Raw genomic sequence first — 26,048 nt, 5'->3', positions numbered from 1 at the left:
GCCGCGGCTGCGAAGGCCGCCGCGGCGGCGGCCGCGGTCACCCCGCCCACGCACGACCCCGAGATCACCGAGCGCGCGGCCGAGCACACCCCGCCCGAGTCCGAAATCACAGCGCCCGCGAGTGAAATCACAGTGACTGTCGACGAGGGCACCGTGCACGAGGACACGATCGCCGCAACGGGTGCCGAGATCGCCACACCGGAGGTCGAAGTCACCGCGCAGGCGGGAGAGGTCACCGCGCAGGCGGACGATGCCACCGCGCCCGCGGACGATGCCACCGCGCCCGCGGACGACGTCGCCGCGCCCCCGGAGCAGGCGGGGGCGGGGGGTGTCCCCGCGCCGGCCACGCCGGCGTTCGATCCGCAGGAGTTCGACGACGAGGACGAGCTGTCCGAGGCCGAGTTCCGGTCGGCGCTCGAGGCCATGCTGCTGGTGGTGGACGCGCCCGCACCGACGGAACTGTTGGCCTCGGCCTTGCGGGATCACCCGGTCCGGGTGGAGGCGGCGCTGCGGGAGATGTCGGCGGAGCTGACCGCGCGGCGCAGTGGCATGGATCTCAGGTTCGTCGGCGACGGGTGGCGGTACTACACGCGGACGGAATTCGCTCCCTATGTGGAACGTATGCTGTTGGACGGCGCACGATCGAAGCTGACTCGCGCGGCTTTGGAAACCATGGCGGTCATCGCGTACCGTCAACCGGTTACCCGAGCACGCGTGAGCGCGGTGCGCGGCGTCAACGTGGATGGCGTGATCAGGACCCTGCTGGCGCGGGGGCTGATCGCGGAGGCCGGAGCGGACCCGGAGACCAACGGCACTCTGTACATCACCACCGAGCTGTTCCTGGAACGGATCGGGCTTGCGTCACTGGCGGATCTGCCGCCGTTGGCCCCACTGCTCCCGGGCGTCGACCTGATCGACGAGATCAACGAGAGCCTGGAGACCGACCCCCGGTACACCAGGCTGAAGAAACCGGCCGAGGCGGATATCGACCTCGGCACCGAAGACTGAAACTAGGACAACGTGAATACACCCGCTCGCCGAGATGGCACACCGGATCGTAGGAAACGTGGCAGTGAACCGCCCCGCGGCGGTTCCCGCGCCGCCCGAGGCCGGACCGGAGACGACCGGTCCGCTGCCGGCGGCAATTCGTATGGCGGAGCCCGAGGCGGCTCCGCGTCGCGCGGCTCGCGCGGTGACTCGCCCTCGTGGGGCGGCAATTCCCGGGGCGACTCCCGCGGCGGCTCGTTCGGGGCCTCGCGCGGCGGCTCGGGTTCGTACGGCCGTGATTCGGATCGTGCGCGCGGTGGCGCGGGATCCTATGGTCGTGATTCGGATCGTGCGCGTGGCGGTGCCGGTTCGTATGGTCGTGATTCGGATCGTGCGCGTGGCGGCGCCGGTTCGTATGGTCGTGATTCGGATCGTGCGCGCGGTGGCGCCGGTTCGTACGGCCGTGACTCCGATCGCTCGCGCGGCGGTTCCGCCCCGCGCGGCGAAAGCCAGTGGGGCGCAAGCGGTTCCCGTGGCGGCGCCCCCGCTCGCGGCGGCTCGGGCTCCGGCTTCGGCGGCCAGGGCGGTAATTCCGCGCGCGGCAACCAGTCTCGCGGTATCGGCGGCGGTCGCCCGCTGGCCCCGCACACCTCGCCGAACACCACCGGCAAGAAGAAGACCCCGAAGCCGGAGCGCAAGATCGTCGCGCCCGTGCTGATCAGCAATGCCAAGCCCGCCCGGCACCAGCACGTGGACTTCGAGGAGCGGACTCCGAAGAAGCTGCCGTGGGGTGAGGGTGAGCGCCTGCAGAAGGTCCTCGCCAAGGCCGGTGTGGCCTCGCGTCGCGTGGCCGAGGACATGATCGACGCCGGGCGCATCGAGGTGGACGGCAAGATCGTGCGCGAGCAGGGCCTGCGCATCGATCCCGAGACCGCGGTGGTCCGGGTCGACGGCGTGCGCGTGGTGATCCGCTCCGAGCAGGTGTACCTGGCGCTGAACAAGCCCAAGGGCTGGCAGTCGACCATGTCCGACGAGATGGGCCGCCCGTGCGTGGGCGATATCGTGGCCGAGCGGATCGCCGCCGGTCAGCGCCTGTTCCACGTCGGCCGCCTGGACGCCGACACCGAGGGTCTGCTGCTGCTCACCAACGACGGTGATCTGGCGCATCGGCTCATGCACCCCTCCTTCGAGGTGTCCAAGACCTACCTGGCCACCGTGAACGGCGAGGTCCGCAACCGCGAGGTCGGCAAGCAGCTCAAGGACGGCGTGGAGCTCGAGGACGGGCCCGCGTCGGTGGACAAGTTCCAGGTGCTCGAGGTCGGCAATGGCAAGTCGCTGGTGAAGGTGGTGCTGCACGAGGGTCGCAAGCACATCGTGCGCCGCCTGCTGGACGCCGTCGGGCATCCGGTGACCGCGCTGGTGCGCACGCACGTCGGGCCGATCGCGCTCGGTGATCAGCGGCCGGGCACGCTGCGCGTGCTGGGCCGGGACGAGGTCGGGAAGCTCTACGAGGCGGTGTCGTTGTGAACGGTGTGGGATCTCTGATCGATACGACCGGCGCGCTGACCGGTTCCGCGAAGCTGGTCGTGGCCATGGACGGGCCGTCGGGCACCGGCAAGTCGAGCGTGTCGCGCATGCTGGCGACCCGCCTGGACGCCAGTTACCTCGACACCGGCGCCATGTACCGGGTGGCGACGCTGCGCGTGCTGCGCAGCGGCGTCGACCTGGACGACGCGGCCGCCATCGCCATCGCGGTGAAGGAACTGCCGCTGACCATCGGCACCGATCCGAGCCGGGAGGTCATCCTGCTCGACGGTGAGGACGTCTCCGGCGAGATCCGCGGCAACGCGGTCACCCAGGCGGTGTCGGCGGTGTCGGCGGTGCCCGAGGTGCGTGAGCAGCTGGTCGCGCTGCAGCGGGAGCTGTCCGCGACGGCGGGCCGAATCGTGGTGGAGGGCCGCGACATCGGCACCACCGTGCTGCCTTCGGCGGACGTGAAGATCTATCTGACCGCGTCGGCCGAGGCCCGCGCGCAGCGCCGCAACGCGCAGAACATCGCCGAAGGGCGGGGTGACGATTACGCGGGCGTGCTGGCCGATGTGCAGCGCCGCGACACCCTGGACTCGACGCGCAAGGTGTCGCCGCTGCGTCCGGCCGAGGACGCGGAGCTGGTCGACACCAGCGATCTGAACAAGGACGAGGTCATCGACGAGCTGTATCGCGTGGTGGCCGCACGGATTTCGGCGGGAGGCGCGCAGTGACGCAGGACACCTTCGCCGGCGATGGGATCTGGTCGGACGAATCCGACTGGGACATCGCCGAATTCGAGGGCGAGCAGGACGCCGAGCACGTTCCGCTGCCGACGGTGGCCATTGTCGGCCGCCCCAATGTCGGCAAGTCGACGCTGGTGAACCGGATCCTGGGCCGCCGCGAGGCGGTCGTGGAGGACATTCCGGGCGTGACCCGCGACCGGATCTCCTACGAGGCCACCTGGGCCGGACGCCGATTCCTGGTGCAGGACACCGGCGGCTGGGAACCCGACGCCAAGGGGCTGCAGCAGTCGGTGGCGCGGCAGGCGCAGGTCGCCATGAACACCGCCGACGCCATCGTCGTGGTGGTGGACGCCACCGTGGGCGCGACCTCGGCCGACGAGGCGGTCGCGAAGACGCTGCGGCGCAGCAAGACTCCGGTCATCCTGGTCGCGAACAAGGTGGACAACCAGAAGCTCGAGGCCGACGCCGCCGAGCTGTGGTCGATGGGTCTCGGTGAGCCGCACATGATCTCGGCCGCGCACGGTCGCGGTACGGGTGATCTGCTCGACATCATTCTCGAGAAGCTGCCCGAGACGCCCCGCGAGGGCACCGGGATCTCCGGCGGTCCGCGCCGCGTGGCGCTGGTCGGCAAGCCGAACGTGGGCAAGTCGTCGCTGCTGAACCGGCTCGCCGGTGAGGAGCGCTCGGTGGTCCACAATATCGCGGGCACCACCGTCGACCCGGTCGACTCGCTGGTCGAATTAGGCGGCAAGCCATGGCGTTTCGTGGACACCGCGGGTCTGCGCCGCAAGGTGAGCAATGCCTCCGGTCACGAGTTCTATGCCTCGCTGCGCACCAAGGGCGCGATCGAGGCGGCCGAGGTGGCGGTCATGCTGATCGATGCATCCGAGCCGATCACCGAGCAGGACCTGCGGGTGATCTCCATGGTGGCCGAGACCGGCCGCGCCCTGGTGATCGCCTACAACAAGTGGGATCTGGTCGATGAGGACCGGCGCGAGATGCTCGAGCGCGAGATCGATCGCGAGATGGTCCAGGTCCGCTGGGCGCAGCGCGTCAATATCTCCGCGCACACCGGCCGCGCGGTCCAGAAGCTGGTCCCCGCCATGGAGACCGCCCTGGAGTCGTGGGACAAGCGCATCTCCACCGGGCGCCTGAACAACTGGCTCAAGGAGGTCATCGCCGCCACGCCGCCGCCGATGCGCGGCGGCCGTCTCCCGCGCGTGCTGTTCGCCACCCAGGCGTCCACCCGCCCGCCGACGTTCGTGCTCTTCACCACCGGCTTCCTCGAGGCGGGCTACCGCCGCTTCATCGAGCGGAAGCTGCGCGAGGAGTTCAACTTCGACGGTTCTCCGGTCCGGGTCAATGTGCGCGTCCGCGAGAAGCGCGACCGCAAGAAGTAGCTCGACCCACCCTCGGCATCGGCCCGGGCGACGGCATCCGTCGCCCGGGCCGATCCGTATCGCCGAACCTGTCGGCTCAGAGGGCCATCTTGCCGTTGTCGACGGTGTAGACCGCGCCGTGGACGGCGGAGGCTTCGTCGGAGCAGAGGAAGCTGATGATGTTGGCGACCTGCGCGGGTTCCATCAGGCCGCGGGGGCTGGCGGTCTTCAGGATGAGCTGGTAGTCGGGGTCTTCGGGGAAGGTGAAGTTCTCGAGCATCGGCGTGGTCATGCCGCCCGGGCAGACGGCGTTGATGCGGATGCCGGCGCCGTCGAACTCCAGGGCCATGGCCCGGGTGAGGCCGATGAGGCCGTGCTTGGCGGCGCAGTAGCCCGCCGAGTAGGCCTGGCCTTCGACACCGGCGATCGAGGCCACGTTGACGATGCAGCCGGTGCGCTCGAGCAGGTGGGGGAGGGCGGCGCGGGACAGGAAGAAGGGCGCGCTGAGGTTGACGGCGAGGTCGTGCTGCCATTCGTCGTCGGTGACCTGACCGGTGTGGCGCATGGTGTGCGCGCCCGCGGCGTTGACCAGGATGTCGAGCCCGCCGAATCGGTCCACGCAGGCCCGCACCACCTGATCGGCCGCCGCCGGATCGGCGAGATCGGCGGCGTGCCAGGCGGTTTCGGGTCCGTCGAAGGTGTCCTTCAGGCGGGCTTCGTCGCGGCCGGCGCCCAGGACGCGAGCCCCGCCCGCGATCAGCTGCTGTGCCACGGCCCGGCCCAGGCCGGAGGAGGCTCCGGTCACCACCGCGATCTTGCCGTCGAATCGACCGCCGTCCTTGCCCGACATACCCGTCTCCCATCGATCGCCGGGTGGCCGGAAGCCGCCGCCCGCTGAAACGGGTTCTAAATTAGCCGGGTGGCGCGGCCGGTGCGACCGCGCCACCCGGGAGTTGGCGTCAGACCAGTTCGGGGACGCGGAGGTGGGCGAGGGCCAGTTCGAACTCGGCGACCTCGGTGACGGCGATGCCGGCCTGGGCGGTGGCCCTGGCTCGCAGGTCAGCGGCTACCTGGGCGGTGCGGGCCAGGGACTCGGCGCTGTCGAAGGTGGCGCAGGAGACGCCGCGCCCGGCGGTGCGATCGACCAGCAGGCTGACGCTGCAGAAGCCGTCCATCTGCTCCATGGCGGGCATGGCCAGCTCGCGGAAGACGCCGATCGCCGAATCGATGCGATCGGGGTCGGCCCGGGTCCAGGTCACGCGGGCGCACGCACCCTCGTCGGCGTGGTGGAGGCGGTGCAGAGCGGCGATCTCCCACTCCTCGATGAGCGGGCCGTCGCCGCCGAAGAAGTCGCGGGCGCGATTGCGCAGCGGGCGCACCCGGCTGGCGCTGTCGTGCATCGCGTTCTCGGACTCCCATGCGGTGGTGCAGATGCAGCGGCCGGATTCGTGATCCACCAGTAGTGACAAACCCACCCAGCCGGGCATACCGGCCAGTTCGGGCATTGCTTCGTCGCGCATGAATGCGATCCCGGCGTCGATAGCGGACATCCGCGCCTGAATCGTGTTGGAGCGTGCGTACACGTTCGATCCACCTCCTCGGTTGCGGGGGCAGCGCCGGGTGACGCCACCGACGTCTCTCAGCCTGCTCCGCCGCGGGCGCGGTGGCAACAGGCGCGCTATCGGAGTGGAGACCTGGTTCGGAGCCGGCACCTCGAACGATAGCTGACAATTCGCGGAACTGCCTCGGTTGTTGCGGCACCGTGCTGTTTGCGGGAACCGGTGCGTGTGGCCGCCTAGTCCGGCCGTTCGGATTCGGGGGCAAGGGGTTTCGGCCGCGCCGCGGCGTCCCGTTCCGGCCGCAGGCGGTGCAGGACCAGCATGGCCGCCAGACATCCGGCGCCGAGTCCGATGGCCGTCCACGCCGCGCGGTCACCGGCCGCGCCGACGCGATCGGGCAATCCGGATGGCAGGGCGTCGCAGCCTCGGTGTTCCAGGGTGAGTGCCGCGGTCGGGACCAGTACGACGCCCAGCGCCAGGACCGTGCTCGCGGCGAGGCGGGTGCTGACCGCGCCGAAGCTGTATCCGGCCAGTGCCGCGTACAGGCAGCCGCCGAGCAGCGCCGCCCACGAATCATGTTGCTGCGCACTGGAAGCCAGGAGGGCGAAGACCGCCAGCCCGATGCTCGCCGCGGCGGCGGCGACCGGCTTGGGTCGGGGCAGCGCGACGCCCCCGAGCAGTCCGAGCGTCATGATCGCGAGTACCGGTGCGAGTTTCCAATGGGCGTGGACGCTCGCCAGGGCGCCGCCGGTCGCGGTGAGCGATACCGCGAGCAGGGTGAGGGTGCCGTCGCGGCCCGGGAGCAGCAGGGCCGCGATCAGGGCGGCCGCGACCACCGCGACGAGCCAGGCGGTGATGGCGATCGAGCCGGTGGCGCCCGGGGTGATGCGTTCGGAGGCCACCGCGATGGTCGTGATCACCACCGCCGCGGCCACGATCGGCGCGAACGGCAGCTGCACCGACATCGGATGGGTCGGGCCGGTGCGTCCGCAGACCACGCCGCACCCGGCGAGCAGTATCGCGGCCAGCACCGCGAGCCAGTCCGGCGGCAGGTCCACGAAGGCGCGCTCGAGCACCGACAGATAGCCGTTCTCGGCGGCGATGGTCTCGATGTGGCGTCCGATCAGCACACCGGTGAGCCCGCCGAGCAGGTAGCCGACCGCGGGCGGCCGGTACCGCAGCGCCGCCGCCCCGGCCGCGCCGAGCAGCACCCCGCCCGCGAGCGAATCGAGGAAGTTGGCGGTGGCCAGGGTCGCGGAGGTGGAGGTGACCAGCAGGTGATCGGTGGCGAGGACCAGCGCCGCGACCGCGCCGGTGGCCCACGCGGTCCGGTCGCCGAGCATGCGCACGAGCACCGCGGTCACCACGGCGAGCACCGCGCCGGTGGCGGTGGCCCGGGGCACGGTGATGGTCAGCAGCGTCATCTGCATGGCGGACGAGTCGGTGCCGCACCCGGCGTCGTAGGGCACGATCAGGGCCATGCCCGCGACCGCGGCGGCGATGCCGCCGCCCAGTGTGTCGAGGGCCGCGCGATAGCGCTGCACGGGCGGCTCCCTGGAGTCGAAGCGACAGAACAGTTACCGTGCGGCAACCGTAACAGTGCGCGGCCTGCGCGGGACAGTGCGCGAGCTCAGCGCGCGGGGCGGCGGGCCGCCCGGTCCATCGCGAAATCGCGGAACCGGCGCACCGCCTCGGCGGGTGTCGCGGTCGCCGACCAGATCAGACCCACATCGCGCGACGCCCCGGCGTCGGCGAGTGGAACCACGGCCAGGTCCGGCGGCAGCGGTTCCTCGGCGGGCACCAGCGCCACGCCGAGCCCGGCCGCCACCAGTCCGCGCACGGTCGTCAGGTCGCCGGTCTCGAAGGCGATGCGGGGCTGGATTCCGGCCGCCGCGCACAGGTCGTCGAAGATGCGCCGCATCCCGAATCCCGGATGCATGGTGATGAATTCGGCGTCCGCCAGTTCGCTCAGCCGGGTCCGGCGCTGCCCGGCCAGCCGGTGATCGGCCGGAACCGCCAGCACCAGTGGCTGATTCAGCAGGGTGTGCCACCCGATGCCGGGTTCGCCGGGCCGCGGTGAGACCAGCGCCAGATCGGCCTCCCCGTCGAGCACCTGGCGGGTGATCACCTCGGCCGCGCCCTGGAACAGCCTGAAGTCGACCCGCCCGGCCCCGCGCCGGAATTCGGCGATCAACTCCGGGGCCAGCCGGCTGCCGAAGGAGTTGAGGAACGACAGCCGCACCACTCCCTTGGCCGGGTTGACCCGGTCGGCGACGGCCTGCTCCCCGGCCCGCAGTTCCGCGCGGGCGCGGCGCGCGTGCTCGTAGTACAGGCGGCCGTAGTCGTTGAGCCGGATGCGCTTCCCGTGCCGATCGAACAGGGGAGCGCCCAGTCGCCGCTCCAACCGGGCGAGCATCCGCGACAGCGTCGGCTGGGCCAGATGCAACCGGTCGGCCGCCGCACTGACATTCTCGGTTTCGGCGAGTGTCGTGAACCACTCCAGATCCGCGCCGAGCACCCCGCCTCCTCGCTATATGCCACAGATGCATGAGCTTACCGATCATCATGCATTTCCGATCTAAACGCCGGTCACGCACCCTGGAGCCCACACCCGATTCATCCTGGGAGGACCCGATGACCAGCGCCGATCAGCGGTTGAGCAGGCAAGGCCCGGTTGCGGCGGATGGGCCCGCCGAGCTCCCCGGCGCGCACGAGAAGCGGGTCACCGTGGCGCTTTTCGCGGCCGGGCTGACCACGTTCGCGGCCATGTACTCCACCCAGTCGCTGCTGCCGAGTCTGTCGGCGGCGTTCGGGGCGCCGCCCGCGCAGGCCGCGCTGGCGGTATCGCTGACCACGGGATTCCTTGCGCTGGCGATCATTCCGGTGGGTGTGCTGTCGGCGCGGATCGGCCGGACCCGGGTGCTGATCGGGTCGGCGGTGGCGGCCGCGGCGCTGGGGTTGCTGCTGCCGTTGTGCCCGACGATGGACACGCTGCTGGCCGTGCGCGCGGTGCAGGGTGTGGCGCTGGCCGGGGTGCCCGCGGTGGCGATGGCCTATCTGGCCGAGGAGGTCGGTGCGGGCGGGCTGGGTTCGGCGATGGGGGTGTACATCGCGGGGACGAGCATCGGCGGGCTGGCGGGACGGTTGATTCCGTCGCTCGCGCTCGGGCTGACCTCGTGGCGGTGGGCGGAGCTGACGGTGTCGCTGGCGGTGGCGGCGGGCGCGGTGTGGTTCGCGCGGACGCTGCCCGCCTCCCGCGGATTCATCGCTCGCCCGGCCGGTTTCGGGACGCTGCTCGGCGATCTCGGCCGCCAGGTGCGCGCCCGTCGCCCGGCCGCGCTGTTCGGCCTGGCCTTCCTGCTCATGGGTAGTTTCGTGTCGATCTACAACTATCTCGGGTACCGGCTGACCCACCGCCCCTTCGACCTGTCCGAGGCGGTGGTCGGCCTGGTGTTCGTGCTGTACCTCGCGGGCACGGCCGCGTCGGCCTACGCGGGGCGGCTCGCCGATCGCCGTGGCCACCACCGGATCCTGGTGGTCTCGCTGGCCCTGATGGCGGTCGGCGTGGCCGTGACCATCCCGGATCACCTGAGCACGGTGCTGATCGGCATCCTGCTGATCACCACCGGATTCTTCGGCGCGCACACCGCGGCCAGCGCCTGGGTCGGCGCGCTGGCCGAGAACCGCGGCGCCGCGTCGTCTCTCTACATGTTCGCCTACTACCTGGGCAGCGCGGTGGTCGGCAGCGCGGCCGGAATCGCCTACGCCGCCGGCGGCTGGATCGGCCTGGTGGCCTGTGTGGCAGTGCTTTTCGCCATCGCCGCGCTGCTGACCGCCACGCTGGCGCCCCGGAACCCTGATCGGGCCGGGACCCCGGAGCAGTGGGCGTCAGGGCAGCGGGTTGGCGTTCAGCAGTGACCACATCCGGTTGTTGACGTCGGTCGCGGCCGCCGAACCCGGAGTGGGCCACAGGTGAGCCTTCGTCGCGTCATCGGTGGTGTGGTACAGCCGATACAGCACCTGGGTGCCCGACGCGCACGAGTAGCGCTCGCCCTTCACCACCGCGGTGCCGGTCTCCGAGGCCGGGGTCGCGCCGCAGCTGTCCTTGGTGCGCCACAGGTCTCGATGCTGCTCGGCGACGATCTGCCACACGATCGGGTCGTTGTCGTTGAGCATCACGCCGAACGACAGGTTGCGGGTGGTCGGGCAGTCATTGGCGTCCCACGCGCCGCTCGGCCCGGCCCACACCGCGGCCGAGGCGACCAGATCCGAGGCGGAGCAGGCCATCCGGGAGGTCATCTGCCCGCCGTTGGAGTGCCCGATGAAGTGCACGCGCTTGGGGTTCACGCAGTAGTCGTTGCCGATGGCGTGGACCAGGCTGCGCAGGAACGGAACGTCATTGGCGGGGTTGGAGGCGCTGAACTCCCAGGCCCATTTGTCGGCGGCGCCGTCGTTCTTGCCGCCCTGGGGATAGGCGACGATGAACTTCTTGCTCTGCGCGACCGCGGTCCAGCCGGTGGCGGTTTCGAAGTGCGCCGGATTGTCCTGACCGCCGTGCAGCGCGACCACCAGTGGCGCGGCCCCGCTCAGCCCGGACGGCACGAACAGCCGGAAGGGACGGTTGACCCCGTTCTTGTCGGGCAGGGTCAGCGCCAGGGTGCCGCCGGTCGCCGCGCTCGAGCACCCGGCGGGCGCGGGCGGCAGGGGGTCGTCGCAGGTCAGACCGCACGGGGGCAGGCCGACCGCGTTCGCGGGGGCGGCCGCGACACCGGTCATCGAGAGTGCGAACAGTGCTCCGACCGCGGCCGTCGCCAGCGCTCTGAATCCGATCCTCACTGTAATCACCTGTCTGTCAAGCAGTTTCGTGGGACTGTAGCGACAAGTGATTTTTTCGGTCCGGCTCTCGGGCTGATATAGCTGGAATCTGCTAGCGCGCGGCCGGGGGTCGTCGGCCTACCGTGTCCCGGTGTTCGCGTCGATGAAGACCTGGTAACCGTCCAGCAGCCGGGCCAGCGCGAAACCGAAATCGGCTTCCTCCCAGTGCATGTCGTCACTGTCGAAGGCGCGATTGGTGAGCGCGCTGGTGACGGCGGGGAATCGCCGCGGGTCGAGGACGGCGGTGAGGATGCCGGTGTAGTCCTGGTCCTCGCCCTGGCGGATGGCGTCGCGCAGGAACCGGGTGCGGCCGATCACGTAGATCGAGAGATTCACCAGCAGTTGGAGTTTGAGCGCCTCGGGGATGTCGACCTCGGCGAGGGTGTTCATGCCCGCCTCCAGCCAGGCCATATTGTTCGGGCCCAGCGGGGGAGTGGTCATCGGGATGTCGAGCCACCAGTCGTGGGCGCGGATGGCGTGGAATTCGGCCCAGCCCCAGGCTTCGAGTCCGGCGCGCCAGCCCGCGGGCAGCTCCGGGGTGTGGTCGAAGATGCGGTCGTGCAGCAGCACCGCGAGGGTGTCCTTGCTGTCGACGTAGCGGTACAGCGACATGGTGGTGAAGCCGAGCTCCTTGGCGACCCGTGCCATGGACAGTGCCGCGTAGCCCTCGGCGTCGGCGATGGCCATGGCCGTGTCGAGGATCTGCTCGAGGCTCATGCCGCGCCGGGGTCCGCGGCTGCCCGCCTCGTCCAGATCCCAGAGCAGTTTCACCGACTTGGGCAGCGTGTGCGGCTCGGGCGTCATCGGACCTCCTGTCGTGGTGTCGGTTCCCATCTTGCGGCATCGAAGAAACTGTGTAGCCTATAAACAGTGTATATGGCATACACAGTTTTTGAATGGAGCTCTCCATGACCACATCCGGATCGGGGCCCGCCATCGAGGTGAGCGGCCTCGTCAAAGCCTTCGGCGACCAGCCGGTGCTGCGCGGCATCGACGTCACCGTGCCCGCCGGGACAGTGTTCTCGCTGCTCGGGCCCAACGGGGCGGGCAAGACCACCATGGTCCGCATCCTCACCACCCTCGAACGCGCCGATGGGGGCGACCTGCGGGTCGGCGGCCACGATCCAATGCGGGACGCCGGCGCCGTGCGCGCGGCCATCGGTGTCACCGGGCAGTTCGCGGCCGTCGACGAGGTCCTCACCGGCTCGGAGAACCTCCGGCTCATGGGCCGGCTACTGCACCTCGGATCACGCGAAACCGCCCGGCGCACAGCGCGATTGCTGGACCAGTTCGAACTCGCCGAGGCCGCCGGGAAGCGCGCGGGCTCCTACTCCGGGGGCATGCGCCGTCGCCTCGACATCGCCATGAGCCTGATGGGGCAGCCCAGCATCGTCTTCCTCGACGAGCCGACGACCGGACTGGACCCGCGCAGCCGCCGCGAACTGTGGCGCGTGATCCGCGCCTTGGTGGCCGACGGTGTCACCATCTTCCTCACCACCCAGTACCTGGAGGAGGCCGACCAATTGGCCGACCGGATCGCCGTGCTCGACGGCGGCCGCATCGTGGCCGAGGGGCGCGCCGAGGAGTTGAAGCGCCTGGTTCCCGGCGGGCACCTGCGGCTGGGTTTCGCCGACGAGCACGGGCTGGCGGCGGCCGCGCGAGCGCTGCCGGTGGGCGAGATCGACGGCGAGGAACTGGCCTTGCGGGTGCCCTCGGACGGCAGCGTCGGAGATATTCGCAAGCTGCTCGACCATTTCGACGATCACGCCGTGGCCATCGACCACTTGTCCATTCACACCCCCGATCTCGACGACGTCTTCTTCGCCCTCACCGGCAATACCGTGAAAGGCGCTGCGTAATGCGTACTCTCGTGCACTCCGCCCAGGACTCCGCGACCATGGTCGGCCGCAATCTGCGCCACACCCTGCGCAGCCCGGACACCATGATCATGACCATCGCCGTGCCGGTCAGCATTCTGCTGATGTTCGTGTACGTATTCGGTGGCGCGATGAATGTCGGCGGCTCCTATATCGACTACGTGGTGCCCGGAATCATGCTGCTGTGCGCGGGATTCGGCTCGGGCGCGACCGCGGTGGCGGTAGCCACCGATGCCCACAGCGGCATTGTGGACCGGTTCCGGGCGATGGCCGTGTCCCGCAACTCGGTGCTGACCGGGCACGTGCTGGAGAGCGTGCTGCGCAATCTGGTCACCAGCTCACTGGTGGTGCTGGTGGCGATGGCGCTCGGCTTCCGGCCCACCGCGGACCCGCTGCGCTGGCTGGCGGTGGCGGGCGTGCTGGCCTGCTTCGTGCTGGCGCTGTCCTGGATCGCGGCCGCGCTCGGGCTGCTGGCCTCGAATCCCGAAGCGGCCAACGGCTTCATGTTCTTCTTCATGTTCCTGCCCTATGTGAGCAGCGCGTTCGTGCCGACCCAGACCTTGCCGAGCTGGTTGCGCGGTTTCGCCGCGCACCAGCCGGTCACCTCGGTCACCGAGACCGTGCGCGGGCTGCTGATGGGTACGCCGGTAGGGGATTCCGCGCCGACCGCGCTGGCGTGGTGCGCGGGCCTGGCCCTGGCGGGCTACCTCGCGGCGGGCGCGCTGTCCCACCGCCGGACAACCCTCTGAGATATGTCTACGCCGATATGCGCATCAACGCATGGCATCTCGGGTGGGCCATCTTAAGGCGAGCGCGGTGTGCGGAACCGGGGCAGTGAGATGAATGTTGGGTTTCGCACACTTCCTAACAAGCAAACGCTTGGGTTGATAACGTCGATGGTGCAGGAGGACGGTGACGGGCATCTGTCGCAACGCAGCGACGTCCGTACGCTGAACCGGACCGCGCATGCGCGGCCGTCGGAGCTAATCAATGGGGATCTGACCCGGGGGCAATTCAATTCGGCTCGACGTTGTGTCAAAAGCGTCGTGCGATGTCGTTGCGTGCTGCCCGTCCCCGGCAAAGCAATCGACAGGAATGGCTCATGACCGAGAACAAGGTAATCCCCGACCCGAACCACCCGCTGCTGCCGCTGGCGCGGGCCTACACCGACTACTTCACCCCCACGGTCGTCGGCATCGAGAATCTGCCGACTTCCGGACCGGCGCTGGTGATCGGCAATCACTCGTCCATCTACTGGGCCCCGGAGGTGTGGATCACCTTCATGGCCATGCTGGAACACCGCCCCGGCGAGCCCAGCTACGGCGTCGCCCACGACATCCTGCTGCGCGCACCGGTCCTCGGTGACAGCCTGCGCCAGTTCGGCGTGATCGCGGCCTCGAAGGAATCCGCCGCCAAGGGGCTCAAGGACGGCGGCGCGGTCATGGTCTACCCCGGCGGCGACTGGGAGGCGTGCCGGCCGTGGACCGATCGCGGCAAGATCGACTTCGCCGATCGCAAGGGCTTCATCCGGCTCGCACTGGAATCGGGGGTTCCGGTGATTCCCGCGGTCGCCAACGGCGGGCACGACTCGATCTTCGTGCTCAGCCGCGGCGAGCGCACCGCCAAGCTGTTGCAGCTCGACAAACTGGTGCGCGCCAAGGTGTTTCCGTACACTCTGGGCCTGCCCTTCGGCGTCGCCCCGATCCTGCCGCAGCTGCCGCTGCCCGCCTCGGTGACGGTGAGCTTCCTGCCCGCGCTGGACTGGTCCACCGAGCCCGGCGACCCGGATGATTCCGCCCTGGTCGACGACTACTACACCCGCACGGTCTCGACCATGCAGACCGAGCTCGACCGGCTGCGCGCCGAGACCCCGAACCCGGTGGTCGCGGGCCTGAAGAAGCACGCGGCGGGCCTGCCCGGACCGCTGAAGGGTCTCGCCGATCTGTTGTGAGCGCGCGGATTCGCCGTAGGGGGACAGCGGATTTCGCCGGATGAGCCATCGAGGATGCCGCACGCGGGCCGGACCCGCGCACGGCATCCTCGTGCCGTATCCGGCTCCCGCATCCTCCGGCGCTCGGGCTGTCGCTGTTCCTGGCGCAGGCGGCGGGGCCGGTCCTCGGTGTCGACCTGGCTGCCGATTCTCATCGATCTGGATACCTCCGGGCAATCCCAGCTGGCGCGCGATGCCGGTCCTGGGCCGGGTGGTTGCCGCACGGCAGAATGATCCGCAACCAGCCGGTAGCTGATTTCGCGCGTGCCGGTTACCTGCGTCGAGAGAACTGGACGCTAGCGTTGGTCATTATGAGTGAGGGTCAGACGCCGCCCGCCGACCTCGCGCGTCGGCCGGTGGACGAGTTGCTGGAGCGTCGTCAGCAAGCGCTGTGCAACTACCTCGACGCGAGCGCCGATATCGCGAGCACCCGCATCCGCGCGAACCTGAACGGCTGGCAGAAGTGGCTGGGCCGGCTGCCGGGCTCGCCGATCGCCCGCGCCACCGCCCGCCGCGACGCGCTGATGCGGGATCTGGCCGTGCACGGCGTCGGCGCGGACGATCACCGCTGGGGGGTGCTGTCGGGCGGCTTCGTGCGCAGCCTCGGCAAACCGCTGTGCCTCGAGGACACCCTCGCCGAGCTGACCCAGCGCTACGGCTCCGAGGATCCGCAGTGGACGCGCCGGCTGGAGGCGCTGGCCCGCGCGACCGGACCGGCCCGCCCGCGGGCCGCGGTCGGGGAACGCGCCGTGGTCGCCGACCTCACCGAGGATCTGCTGGCGATCACCCGCTCCGCCCCCGACGAGGCCGCGCGGCAACGGCTTTCCGATCACCTGCCCGGGGTGCTGCGGCCGGTGCCGTTCGACATCGAGTCTCTGCGCCGCGACGACGAGCTCGCCGAGGTGGTCTTCGACATCTACGCCGACACCATCAAGCTCGACAACATCACGGTGAACCCGGAACTGCGCGGCACCGGCCTGGGCACCGCGATCCTGCAGCACCTGTGCCGGGCCGCCGACGCCCATCACCTGTGCATCGTCGGTCAGCTGGTCCCCACCTTCCGCGACGACGACTCCGCCGTGCCGGTACTTGCGAAATGGTGCCGCCACCACGGGTTCTCGGTCAACGAACGGCTCGGCGGCCGCATCGTCCGCACGCCGATGAGCGTCCCGGGCGCCGCGGCGATGTAGTCCGGACGGCCTCGGGCCCGATGTAGCTCGGGCGGCCTCGAGAACCCAGCCCCGGAAACGCGCAACGCCGCATACCGATCGACGGTATGCGGCGTTGCGGCGTGCAAGCGTGGGTCAGATGCCCATGCCCGCGGCCAGCATCGGCCACGAGTCGTGCAGGGCCTGCTCCCAGTACGGCCAGTAGTGGGTGCCGACCGGGTCGTAGCGGAAGGTGGCCGGGATCTGCAGCGAGTCGAGCTTGCCCTGCAGGTTGTGGGTGCAGGCGTTGACCGCGCCCTCGATGATCATGCCCAGCGCCAGGTTCACGTCACCCTGCACGCCCGGGGCGGACTTGGTGTAGAACTCGACGTCGCGCATGAGCGGGATGCCGCTGCCGCTGGAGACGTAGAGCTGGGTGCCGCGCAGTTTCTCGGCATTGATGACCGGGTCGTTGGCGGCCCACAGCGGGCTGTCGGCCGGGCCGTACATATTGGCGGTGTTGCCGCCCGCCCAGGTCTCGACGGCCAGCTTCACGAACTGGCGGCCCATCGGGTCGGCGATCTGCGCGCACCCGCTGTAGGCGGCGACCGACTTCCACAGGCCCGGCTTGGCCTCGGCCAGCTGCAGCACCGAGGTGCCGGAGGTGGACAGGCCCGCGAGCGAGTTCAGGCCGGTGGAGCCGAGGGTGGCGTCGAGCAGCGGCGGCAGTTCCTGGGTGAAGAACGTCGTCCACTTGTTGAGGCCCAGCTGCGGGTCGGGCTGGATCCAGTCGGCGTAGTAGCTGCCGCGGCCGCCGATCGGCTGGATCACATTGACCTGCTTGTCGGCCAGGAAGCCCAGCGCGTTGGTCTGCGCGGTCCAGCTGGCGGAGCCCTCGCCGGCGTCGAGACCGTTGAGCAGGTACAGGTTCGGGGCGGGCTGGGATTCGTCGGCCGGCCGCTGCACGTCGACGGTGATGTCCCTGCCCATGGCCGCCGAGTAGACCTTCAGGTGCCAGGTGCGGCCATCCTTGGTCACCGAGGTGACCGCTGCGGCCTGGTCCTGGTCGGCCGATCCGGTGCCGGCGGCCAGGGCCACGGACAGGACGGCGGTGAGGGCGACCGCGGCGGTGCGCAGGGCGGTCCGGTTACGTAGTGCAGAGAGCTTCATCGAAGAGCTGATCCCAGTTCTCGGGCCGTGCTCGGCCGCATGTAGATCGGTGCCGGGTCCCGGATGTCCCGGTTTCCCCGCACGCTATGTCTTGTGTCAAGGCAAAACTGTTACCCGACAAATCGTCCGGGCGGTAGTCCCCAATCCGCCGGGCACGTCGGCACCGGGGTGTCGGCCCAGCGTGCGACCATCGTGGGGTGACGAGCAAACCGGCCGAGGAGCAGCGCCTGCGGGATCTGGCGCGCTTGCGGCGGGTCCGGGACCGGATCGATCGCGAGTACGCGCGGCCGCTGGACGTGGAGGCGCTCGCGCGCGACGCGCACATCTCGGCCGGGCATCTGAGCCGGCAGTTCCGGGCGGCCTACGGCGAGTCGGTGTACGCGTATCTGATGACGCGGCGCATCGAGCGGGCCATGGCGCTGTTGCGGCGCGGGGATCTGAGCGTCACCGAGATCTGTTTCGCGGTGGGCTGTTCGTCGCTGGGCACCTTCAGCACCCGTTTCACCGAACTGGTCGGTGTGCCGCCGAGTGTGTACAAGCAGCGGATGGCCGACACGCCGGAGGGTATGCCGTCGTGCGTGGAGAAACAGGTGACTCGACCGATCAGGAATCGAGAAGCCCAGGCAAGCGGCTCGCAACTAGCCTGATCGACATGGACATCACCATTCTCTCGAGCTTCCTCCCGCACAATGACGCGGACGCGGCGCTCGCGTTCTACCGCGACGCGCTCGGCTTCGAGCTGCGCAAGGATGTCGGCTACAACGGCCTGCGCTGGCTCACCGTGGGCCCGCCCGATCAGCCCGGCACCTCCATCGTGCTGCACCCGCCGGCCGTCGATCCGGGCATCACCGAGGACGAGCGCAAGCTCATCGTCGAGATGATGGCCAAGGGCACCTACGGCAGCGTCCTGCTGGCGTCCAAGGATGTGGACGCCGCTTTCGAGGCGCTGCAGGCGAACGACGCGGTCGAGATCGTCCAGGAGCCGACCGACCAGCCCTACGGCGTGCGAGACTTCGCCGTGCGCGATCCCGCGGGCAATATGGTCCGTATCCAGCAGGTGCCCTAACCGCTTTTCCCGCCCGACCGGTCCGCCCTCAGATGGAGACACGCATGGCCCCGAGCAAGTCCACGAAGCACGCCCTGCCCGCCGCCGACGCCCACGATCTGATCCGGGTGGTCGGCGCCCGGGTGAACAACCTCAAGGACGTCTCCGTCGACCTGCCCAAGCGGCGGCTCACCGTGTTCACGGGCGTGTCCGGTTCGGGCAAGAGCTCGCTGGTCTTCGACACCATCGCCGCGGAGTCACAGCGGCTGATCAACGAGACCTACAGCGCGTTCGTGCAGGGCTTCATGCCGACTCAGGCGCGCCCGGACGTGGATGTGCTCGAGGGTCTGACCACCGCGATCAGCGTGGATCAGCAGCGCATGGGCGGTGATCCGCGCTCCACCGTGGGCACCGCCACCGACGCCATGGCCATGTTGCGCATCCTGTTCAGCCGCCTGGGCGAGCCGCATATCGGTTCGCCGCAGGCGTTCTCGTTCAATGTGGCCTCGATCAGCGGCGCGGGCGCGGTGACGGTGGAGAAGGGCGGCAAGCAGGTCAAGGAGCGGCGCACCTTCTCGGTGACCGGCGGCATGTGCCCGCGCTGTGAGGGCCGCGGTTCGGTCAACGACATCGACCTGACCCAGCTCTACGACGACTCGAAGTCGTTGCGGGAGGGGCCGTTCACGATTCCGGGCTACAGCATGGACGGCTGGTTCGGGCGCATCTTCATCGGCAGCGGCTTCTTCGATCCGGACAAGCCGCTCGAGAAGTACAACAAGCGCGAGCTCGCGGATCTGCTGTACAAGGAACCGACCAAGATCAAGGTCGAGGGCATCAACCTGACCTACGAGGGTCTGATTCCCAAGATCCGGAAGTCGATGCTGTCCAAGGATATCGACGCGCTGCAGCCGCACATCCGCGCCTTCGTCGAGCGCGCGGTCACCTTCCAGATCTGCCCCGACTGCGACGGGACCCGGCTCAGCGAGCTGGCGCGTTCGTCGAAGATCGACAAGATCAGCATCGCGGACGCGTGCGCCATGCAGGTCAGCGATCTGGCCGACTGGGTGCGCGGGTTGCGCGGTGCGGGGGTCGCGCCGCTGCTGGAGGCGTTGCGGCAGGTGCTGGACTCGCTGGTGGAGATCGGGCTCGGCTATCTGAGCCTGGACCGTGCCTCGGGCACGCTCTCGGGCGGAGAGGCCCAGCGCGTCAAGATGATCCGCCATCTGGGGTCCGCGCTCACCGATGTCACCTACGTGTTCGACGAGCCGACCGTGGGCCTGCACCCGCACGACATCCAGCGCATGAACGATCTGCTGCTGCGCCTGCGCGACAAGGGCAATACCGTACTGGTGGTCGAGCACAAGCCGGAGACCATCGCGATCGCCGACCACATCGTCGACATCGGACCGGCCGCGGGGTCCGGCGGCGGCACCGTCTGTTTCGAGGGCACCGTCGACGGGCTGCGCGCCAGCGGCACCATCACCGGCCGCCACTTCGACGACCGTGCCGCGCTGAAGGACTCGGTGCGGGAGTCCCAGGGGGCGTTGCAGATTCGCGGCGCCACCGCCAACAATCTGCGGAAGGTCGACGTCGATATTCCGCTGGGCGTGCTGGTGGTCATCACCGGTGTCGCGGGCTCGGGCAAGAGCTCACTGGTGCACGGTTCGATTCCGGCCGGCGAGGGCGTGGTGTCGGTCGATCAGGGCGCGATCAAGGGGTCGCGGCGCAGCAATCCGGCCACCTACACCGGCCTGCTCGAACCCATCCGCAAAGCGTTCGCCAAGGCCAATGGCGTGAAACCCGCACTGTTCAGCGCGAATTCGGAGGGCGCGTGCCCGACCTGCAACGGCGCGGGCGTGATCTACAGCGATCTGGCCATCATGGCGGGGGTCGCCACCACGTGCGAGGAGTGCGAGGGCAAGCGCTTCCAGGCGGCCGTGCTCGAGTACAAGCTGGGCGGGCGCGACATCAGCGAGGTGCTGGCCATGCCGGTCGCCGAGGCACTGGGTTTCTTCGCCGACGGCGAGGCGAAAATCCCTGCCGCCCACAAGATCCTGCAACACCTCGACGAGGTCGGGCTGGGCTACGTGAGCCTGGGCCAGCCGCTGACCGCGCTGTCCGGCGGGGAGCGGCAGCGTCTGAAGCTGGCCACCCACATGGGTGACAAGGGCGGCGTCTACGTGCTGGACGAGCCGACCACCGGTCTGCACCTGGCCGATGTGGAGCATCTGCTCGGATTGCTGGACCGCCTGGTCGATTCCGGCAAGACGGTCATCGTGATCGAGCATCACCAGGCCGTCATGGCGCACGCCGACTGGATCATCGACCTGGGCCCGGGCGCGGGCCACGACGGTGGCCGCGTCGTCTTCGAGGGCACCCCCGCGGACCTGGTGGCCGCGCGGTCCACCCTGACCGGCGAGCACCTGGCCGCCTACGTCGGCGCCTAGTACACCGTCCCCATCGCCGCGCGCACCTCGTCGAGGGTGCGTTCGGCGATCTCGTTCGCGCGCCGATTGCCTTCGTGGACAAGGCCGATCGCGAAATCCGGGTCCGCGGCCAGTTCCGCGCGGCGGGCCCGGTGGGCGGCGAAGTAGTCGTTGACCGCGTCGGCGGCGAGCTTCTTGAGCGCCGCGCCGCCGCCGTCGCCCAGTTTGTCGGCCAGGGTCACCTCGTCGCTGCCCAGGCACAGCGCCGCGGTGGTGAGCAGCGCGGACACGCCGGGTCGGGCGGCGGGGTCGAAGGTGATGCGGCGGTCGGCGTCGGTGGGGGTGCGGCGGATGAGGGCCGCGGTCTCGTCGGCGGTCATCGACAGCGAGATCGCGTTGCCGTAGCTCTTGCTCATCTTGCGCCCGTCCAGTCCGGGGAGCTCCGGGGTGGCGGTGAGCAGCGCCTGCGGTTCCGGAAAGACCCGGCCGAAGCGCTCGTTGAAGCGCCGCGCGATGACCCGGGTCAGCTCCAGGTGCGGCAGCTGATCCTTGCCGACCGGCACCAGATCGCCCTTGCAGAACAGGATGTCGGCGGCCTGATGCACCGGGTAGGTGAGCATGAGCCCGCTCAGTGCCCGTCCCGACGCCGCGAGTTCGGCCTTCACCGTCGGATTGCGGTGCAGTTCGGCCTCGGTGACCAGGCTCAGGAACGGCAGCATCAGCTGGTTGAGGGCGGGCACCGACGAATGGGTGAACACCGTCGCCCGGCTCATGTCGATTCCGGCGGCGGCGTAGTCCAGCACCGCGTTCACCACGTTCTCGCGGACCTGGCCGAGGGTGTCGCGGTCGGTGATGACCTGGTAGTCGGCCAGGATCACCCACAGGTCCACGCCCAGCCCCTGCAACCGCACTCGTTCCCGGATGGTCCCGAAGTAGTGGCCCAGATGCAGTCTGCCCGTGGGCCGTTCACCGGTGAGGACGCGGAAGCGCTCGGGGTGGTCGGCCACCTCGGCGGCCAGGTCGTCGCTGCGCTCGCGGGTGGCGGTGAAGGAATTCGAGAAGGTGGTCACCGTACAACTCCTGAAAGTTCATGGAGGGCTGCACGAGCAGAAGTGTTCCGGTCGGGAAGCACGGGCCGCGTACAGCCCGTGGACATGGTTCAGCGGGCCGCTACTGCGACCAGCGCCAGGCCTGCCGGATGTGAATCACCTGTCCACCATAACAAGCGGCGGTCAGGCGCGGGCCGGCGTGCCGCTCTTGCGGTAGCGCAGCGGCGGGGTGTCGTAGCGGCGGCGGAACGCGCGGCTGAAGGCGGCCTCGGAGTCGTAGCCGACCTGGTGGGCGACCCCGGTGATGGGAATCGTGGTGGTGCGCAGCAGGGTCGCGGCGCGCGCCAGGCGGCGGTCGGCCAGGTAGGCGGCCGGTGACCGGCCCAGGCGGCGGGTGAAGCGGTCGGTGAAGGTGGTGCGCGACATGGACGCCAGCGCCGCCAGATCCGACACCGTCCACGGGGCGGCGGGGGCGCGGTGCACGGCGGTGAGCACCGGGGCCAGCGCCGGGTCCAGGGCCGCGGTGAGCCAGCCGGGAGCGGCGGTGTCGGTGGACCAGGCCCGCAGCGCGTGGATGAACAGCAGGTCCAGGATGCGCGAGATCATGGCGGCCGCGCCCGGGCGCGGATCGGTCACCTCGACCATGAGCAGGTTCAGGCTCAACGGCAGCCAGTCGCGGGCGCGGCCCGCGGCGTCGATGTGGATGGCGGGGGCCAGCACGGACAGCAGTGGCGCGGCCTGGGGTTCGTCGACCAGGAACGACCCGGTGACCCAGCGGGTGTCGGCGGTCCGCGGCGTCAGGGTGTGGTCGTCGCCCCGGGCGAGCACCACCATGTCGCCGGAATGCGCTGTGGTGCCGCTGGATTCGTTGTTCACGCGGATGTCGACGGCACCCTGCTCGACGATGTGGAGTACCCGCTTTCCGGCCGGAATCCGCACCGGGACATCGGATTCGGCGCTGTGCCGGGTGACGGCCTCGCCGCGCAGCCGCACCGTCTCCAGAATCTCCGACAGGGCGTCGAGGCCCGCGAGTTCCGCCGGGTCCGGCAACCCCGCATCCGGTGATTCGGCAAAGTTTTGCGGTGTTTCCGTCATGGTCTTTGCTCCATCATCCGAATAGCGTAGATCCCGCAACCTGGGAAGCACACCGAGATCAGCCTTCGAGAGGAGATACGCCATGGCGGACAAACCTGCGATCGTTCTGGTTCACGGATTCTGGGGTGGTGCGGCGCACTGGGCCAAGGTGATCGTGGAATTGCGGCGGCGCGGCTACGGGTCGCTGCACGCGGTGGAGAACCCGCTCACCGGGCTGGCCGACGACGCCGCCCGGACCCAGCAGATGGTGCGTCAGATCGCCGGACCGGTCCTGCTGGTCGGCCATTCCTACGGCGGCGCGGTCATCACCGAGGCCGGTGATCTGCCCAATGTCGAGGGTCTGGTCTATGTCGCGGCGTTCGCGCCGGACGCGGGGGAGAGCCCCGGTCAGATCACCGAGCAGCTGCCCCCGGCGGCGGCCGCGGCCATCGCGCCGGATTCGGACGGCTATCTGTGGATCGCGCAGGACAAGTTCCACGACAGCTTCTGCCAGGACCTGACCGAGGACGAGGCCCTGGTCATGGCCGTCACCCAGAAGGCCCCGCTGGGCTCGACCTTCGGTGACACGGTCTCGGCGCCGGCCTGGAAGGCCAAGCCGACCTGGTATCAGGTGTCCACCGAGGACCGCATGATCAATCCGGACAACGAGCGGCGGATGGCCGAGCGCATGGGCCCGCGCCGCGTCGTGGAGCTACCCGCGAGCCACGCCTCGCTGGCCTCGCAGCCGGGCGCGATCGCGGATCTGATCGATGCCGCCGTGGCGGACCTGGGCCACGCGAAGCCTTGACTTTCCTGCTCCGCGCCCGCATCGTAGGGATACTTAGCGAAGCTAAGCGATTGCGTGAAATCCTGACGCCCGAACCGGATTCGCGGCGTGCGGTCACCGGAGATCCAGGGAGGCAGTGATGGTCGAGGACGCCGCGCGGGCGGAGCTGACCCAGCGAATGGCGGATCGGCTCGCACGCGCCGAGGCCGCCCGCCGCTTCGAGGCCCTGCTGGTCGACGACCAGGTCCGCGCGCTGATGCCCTCGCCCGAGATCGCCGCGGCGGCCCGCGAGCCCGGGCTGGCGATGGCCGAGGTGGTGGCGATCCTCATGGACGGATACGCCGACCGTGCGGCCATCGCCGAGCGGGCCGGTGAGATCGTCACCGGCCCGGACGGTGGCGGCATCCGGCGGCTGCGGCCCGAGTACCGCACGATCACCTACCGCGAATTGTGGTCGCGCGCGGGCGCGCTCGCCGCCGCCTGGCGCGAGGACACGCGGAATCCCTTGCGCCCCACGGATTTCCTGTGCTCGCTCGGCGTGGTGAGCGGCGATCTCGTCGCGGTGGAGCTGGCGGCCGTCCGGCTCGGCCTGGTGAGCGTGCCGTTGCAGGCGAGTTCTCCCGTCGCGCAATGGCATTCGATCATCACCGAGACCGGCGCCCGGACGCTGGCGGTGAGTCTGGAACTGCTCACCCCCGCCCTGGAATGCGTGCTCGACGGCACCCCGATGGAGTCGCTGGTGGTCTTCGACTTCGATCCCGGCGACGACGGCCAGGCGCGGACCTATGCCGCCGCGCAGCGCCGCATCGCCGACTCGGGCGCCGCGCTGACACTGGAAACGCTTGCCGCCGTGACCGATCGGGGCCGCGAGCTGCCGCCGGTCCCGCTGTACGTGCCCGAGGATCCCGACCAGCCCGCGCTGCTCATCTACACCTCCGGCAGCACCGGCACCCCCAAGGGCGCGATCTACACCCACCGCCTGGTGACCGGCATGTGGCAGGGCCCGGCCCAGATCCCGGTCCCGGTGCTGAACTTCTGCTACATGCCGATGAGCCATGTCGCTGGCCGCATGGTGGTCAATGGCACCTTCGCCCGCGGCGGCACCGCCTACTGCACCGCCTCGGGCGATATGTCGACGCTGTTCGAGGACTTCCGGCTGGCCCAGCCCACCGAGGCGTTCTTCGTGCCGCGCGTGTGCGACATGGTGTTCCAGCGCTATCAGAGCGAATCGCAGCGCCGCCTGGCCGCGGGCGCGTCCGCCGAGGAGGCCGCGGCGGCCGCGAAAACCGCACTGCGGCAGGAGTTCCTGGGTGCACGGCTGGCCCGGGTCATGGTCGGTAGCGCGCCCATCTCCGCGGAGATGAAGGAGTTCATGAACGCGGTGCTCGATCAGCCGCTCATCGACGGCTACGGCTCCACCGAGGCGGGCGGCGGCCTGCTCATCGACAACGAGATCCGCCGGCCCCCGGTGCTCGACTACAAGCTGGCCGACGTGCCCGAGCTCGGCTACTTCGCCACCGACAAGCCCTATCCGCGCGGCGAGTTCCTGGTGAAGTCGATGCTGCAGGTCCCCGGCTATTTCAAACGGCCCGAGCTGACCGCGGAGATGTTCGACGAGGACGGCTTCTACCGCACCGGCGACATCGTCGCCGAGGTCCGCCCCGACCACCTGGTCTACGTCGACCGCCGCAACAATGTGCTCAAGCTGTCGCAAGGCGAGTTCGTGACCGTGGCCAAGCTGGAGGCGGTCTACGCCACCAGCCCGCTCATCGCCCAGATCTATGTGCACGGCTCCAGCGAGCGCTCGCATCTGCTGGCCGTCATCGTGCCCACCGACGCGGCCCGCGCGCTCGAGCCCGCCGAACGGTCCGCCGCCATCGCCGAATCGCTGCGGCGGCTGGCGAAGGACGCGGACCTGGAGTCCTACGAGATCCCGCGCGAGTTCCTGCTCGAGGACGAGCCCTTCACCCAGGACAACGGGCTGCTGTCGGGAATCGGAAAACTGTTGCGGCCCAAGCTGAAGGAACGCTACGGCGAACGGCTCGAGGAGCTCTACCGCGCCCAGGCCCGGCGGCAGGAGGACGAGCTGGCGGCGCTGCGGGTCGCGGCGGCGGACCGGCCGGTGCTCGAGACGGTGTGCAGGGCGGCGAGCGCGATCCTCGGCGGCGGTGAGCCCGCGCCGGACGCGCATTTCACCGATCTGGGCGGGGATTCGCTGTCGGCGCTGTCGTATTCGACGCTGCTGCGCGAGATCTTCGGCCTCGAGGTGCCGGTCGGCGTCATCGTCAGCCCCGCCAACGACTTCACCGGGCTGGCCGCGCACATCGAGGCCGCGCGCGCCGGTGACACCCGCCCGACCGCGGCGAGCGTGCACGGCGGCGCCGAGATCCGGGCCGCCGACCTGACCCT

The 26,048-nt window shown here is 69.8% G+C and carries 23 protein-coding genes; 14 read left to right on the top strand and 9 right to left on the bottom strand.

The window, feature by feature from the left end; translation table 11 throughout:
* Positions 1 to 387 precede the first annotated feature (387 nt).
* The 4 genes from scpB to der all read left to right on the top strand — a co-directional run bounded on the left by scpB (position 388) and on the right by der (position 4,660).
* Positions 388 to 1,008: an SMC-Scp complex subunit ScpB gene (gene scpB, locus ACWELJ_RS24250; RefSeq protein ID WP_357287243.1), complete on the top strand. Its 621-nt coding sequence runs from the start codon at positions 388 to 390 to the stop codon at positions 1,006 to 1,008.
* Positions 1,009 to 1,698: 690 nt separating this feature from the next.
* Positions 1,699 to 2,514: a pseudouridine synthase gene (locus ACWELJ_RS24245; RefSeq protein ID WP_357287042.1), complete on the top strand. Its 816-nt coding sequence runs from the start codon at positions 1,699 to 1,701 to the stop codon at positions 2,512 to 2,514.
* Positions 2,515 to 2,519: 5 nt separating this feature from the next.
* Positions 2,520 to 3,248 carry a (d)CMP kinase gene (gene cmk, locus ACWELJ_RS24240; RefSeq protein WP_452368420.1) on the top strand — a complete coding sequence of 243 codons (729 nt, stop codon included), beginning with the start codon at positions 2,520 to 2,522 and terminating at the stop codon, positions 3,246 to 3,248.
* Positions 3,245 to 4,660 carry a ribosome biogenesis GTPase Der gene (gene der / locus ACWELJ_RS24235; protein ID WP_452368419.1) on the top strand — a complete coding sequence of 472 codons (1,416 nt, stop codon included), beginning with the start codon at positions 3,245 to 3,247 and terminating at the stop codon, positions 4,658 to 4,660. The genes cmk and der overlap by 4 nt, the downstream gene beginning before the upstream one ends.
* A gap of 76 nt (positions 4,661 to 4,736) precedes the next feature.
* Here the strand turns inward: der and ACWELJ_RS24230 are convergent, their stop codons facing one another.
* The 4 genes from ACWELJ_RS24230 to ACWELJ_RS24215 form a co-directional block, all read right to left on the bottom strand.
* Complete coding sequence (locus tag ACWELJ_RS24230; protein WP_452368418.1) at positions 4,737 to 5,489, bottom strand: SDR family NAD(P)-dependent oxidoreductase; 753 nt, start codon at positions 5,487 to 5,489, stop codon at positions 4,737 to 4,739.
* 109 nt (positions 5,490 to 5,598) lie between these two features.
* Positions 5,599 to 6,222, bottom strand: coding sequence for a hypothetical protein (locus tag ACWELJ_RS24225; protein WP_452368417.1), 624 nt, complete (start codon positions 6,220 to 6,222; stop codon positions 5,599 to 5,601).
* Positions 6,223 to 6,434: 212 nt separating this feature from the next.
* Positions 6,435 to 7,742 carry a hypothetical protein gene (locus ACWELJ_RS24220; protein WP_452368416.1) on the bottom strand — a complete coding sequence of 436 codons (1,308 nt, stop codon included), beginning with the start codon at positions 7,740 to 7,742 and terminating at the stop codon, positions 6,435 to 6,437.
* Between the two features lie 86 nt (positions 7,743 to 7,828).
* A complete protein-coding gene (locus tag ACWELJ_RS24215; protein WP_452368415.1) occupies positions 7,829 to 8,716 on the bottom strand; it encodes a LysR family transcriptional regulator in 888 nt (295 codons plus the stop codon).
* 116 nt (positions 8,717 to 8,832) lie between these two features.
* Here ACWELJ_RS24215 and ACWELJ_RS24210 point away from each other — a divergent pair, with 116 nt between their 5' ends.
* On the top strand, positions 8,833 to 10,116 hold the full coding sequence (locus tag ACWELJ_RS24210; protein WP_452368414.1) for an MFS transporter: 1,284 nt from the start codon (positions 8,833 to 8,835) through the stop codon (positions 10,114 to 10,116).
* Here ACWELJ_RS24210 and ACWELJ_RS24205 read toward each other — a convergent pair.
* Entirely contained in the window at positions 10,087 to 11,034 is a 948-nt protein-coding gene (locus tag ACWELJ_RS24205; protein WP_452368413.1) for an alpha/beta hydrolase family esterase, read from the bottom strand. The genes ACWELJ_RS24210 and ACWELJ_RS24205 overlap by 30 nt on opposite strands.
* 117 nt (positions 11,035 to 11,151) lie before the next feature.
* Positions 11,152 to 11,877 (bottom strand): TetR/AcrR family transcriptional regulator, encoded by a 726-nt coding sequence (locus tag ACWELJ_RS24200; RefSeq protein WP_452368412.1) that lies wholly within the window; start codon positions 11,875 to 11,877, stop codon positions 11,152 to 11,154.
* A 104-nt stretch (positions 11,878 to 11,981) separates the two neighbouring features.
* Here ACWELJ_RS24200 and ACWELJ_RS24195 point away from each other — a divergent pair, with 104 nt between their 5' ends.
* The 4 genes from ACWELJ_RS24195 (at position 11,982) to ACWELJ_RS24180 (ending at position 16,130) form a co-directional block, all read left to right on the top strand.
* Positions 11,982 to 12,932 (top strand): ATP-binding cassette domain-containing protein, encoded by a 951-nt coding sequence (locus ACWELJ_RS24195; RefSeq protein ID WP_452368411.1) that lies wholly within the window; start codon positions 11,982 to 11,984, stop codon positions 12,930 to 12,932.
* Positions 12,932 to 13,699, top strand: a complete 768-nt coding sequence (locus tag ACWELJ_RS24190) for an ABC transporter permease (protein ID WP_452368410.1) — start codon at positions 12,932 to 12,934, stop codon at positions 13,697 to 13,699. Before ACWELJ_RS24195 ends, ACWELJ_RS24190 begins: the two co-directional genes overlap by 1 nt.
* 353 nt (positions 13,700 to 14,052) lie before the next feature.
* Entirely contained in the window at positions 14,053 to 14,901 is an 849-nt protein-coding gene (locus ACWELJ_RS24185) for a lysophospholipid acyltransferase family protein (protein ID WP_452368409.1), read from the top strand.
* Positions 14,902 to 15,251: 350 nt separating this feature from the next.
* Positions 15,252 to 16,130, top strand: a complete 879-nt coding sequence (locus tag ACWELJ_RS24180; protein WP_452368408.1) for a GNAT family N-acetyltransferase — start codon at positions 15,252 to 15,254, stop codon at positions 16,128 to 16,130.
* A 114-nt stretch (positions 16,131 to 16,244) separates the two neighbouring features.
* On the opposite strand, the gene ACWELJ_RS24175 is transcribed toward ACWELJ_RS24180, so the two are convergent.
* Positions 16,245 to 17,258: an alpha/beta hydrolase gene (locus ACWELJ_RS24175; RefSeq protein ID WP_452368407.1), complete on the bottom strand. Its 1,014-nt coding sequence runs from the start codon at positions 17,256 to 17,258 to the stop codon at positions 16,245 to 16,247.
* A gap of 197 nt (positions 17,259 to 17,455) precedes the next feature.
* Between ACWELJ_RS24175 and ACWELJ_RS24170 the strand changes: the two genes are divergently transcribed.
* Genes ACWELJ_RS24170 through ACWELJ_RS24160 form a run of 3 tightly spaced genes read left to right on the top strand, consistent with a single transcriptional unit; the run spans position 17,456 to position 20,750 of the window.
* Complete coding sequence (locus tag ACWELJ_RS24170; RefSeq protein ID WP_452368406.1) at positions 17,456 to 17,905, top strand: helix-turn-helix transcriptional regulator; 450 nt, start codon at positions 17,456 to 17,458, stop codon at positions 17,903 to 17,905.
* 5 nt (positions 17,906 to 17,910) lie between these two features.
* On the top strand, positions 17,911 to 18,324 hold the full coding sequence (locus tag ACWELJ_RS24165; protein ID WP_357095674.1) for a VOC family protein: 414 nt from the start codon (positions 17,911 to 17,913) through the stop codon (positions 18,322 to 18,324).
* Positions 18,325 to 18,368: 44 nt separating this feature from the next.
* Positions 18,369 to 20,750, top strand: a complete 2,382-nt coding sequence (locus ACWELJ_RS24160; protein WP_452368405.1) for an ATP-binding cassette domain-containing protein — start codon at positions 18,369 to 18,371, stop codon at positions 20,748 to 20,750.
* On the opposite strand, the gene trpS is transcribed toward ACWELJ_RS24160, so the two are convergent.
* Positions 20,747 to 21,799, bottom strand: coding sequence for a tryptophan--tRNA ligase (gene trpS / locus ACWELJ_RS24155; protein WP_452368404.1), 1,053 nt, complete (start codon positions 21,797 to 21,799; stop codon positions 20,747 to 20,749). The genes ACWELJ_RS24160 and trpS overlap by 4 nt on opposite strands.
* A 162-nt stretch (positions 21,800 to 21,961) precedes the next feature.
* On the bottom strand, positions 21,962 to 22,873 hold the full coding sequence (locus ACWELJ_RS24150; protein ID WP_452368403.1) for a cupin domain-containing protein: 912 nt from the start codon (positions 22,871 to 22,873) through the stop codon (positions 21,962 to 21,964).
* Between the two features lie 82 nt (positions 22,874 to 22,955).
* Between ACWELJ_RS24150 and ACWELJ_RS24145 the strand changes: the two genes are divergently transcribed.
* Both ACWELJ_RS24145 and ACWELJ_RS24140 read left to right on the top strand, forming a co-directional pair.
* On the top strand, positions 22,956 to 23,660 hold the full coding sequence (locus tag ACWELJ_RS24145) for an alpha/beta hydrolase (RefSeq protein WP_452368402.1): 705 nt from the start codon (positions 22,956 to 22,958) through the stop codon (positions 23,658 to 23,660).
* A gap of 118 nt (positions 23,661 to 23,778) precedes the next feature.
* Positions 23,779 to 26,048, top strand: a 2,270-nt coding sequence (locus tag ACWELJ_RS24140; RefSeq protein WP_452368401.1) for an AMP-binding protein, incomplete at its 3' end; no start/stop codon positions are given.

The organism is Nocardia sp. NPDC004582 (genome assembly GCF_053602115.1).
Note: the sequence above shows the minus strand (reverse complement) of the source record. Positions and strands in the feature narration are given on the sequence as shown.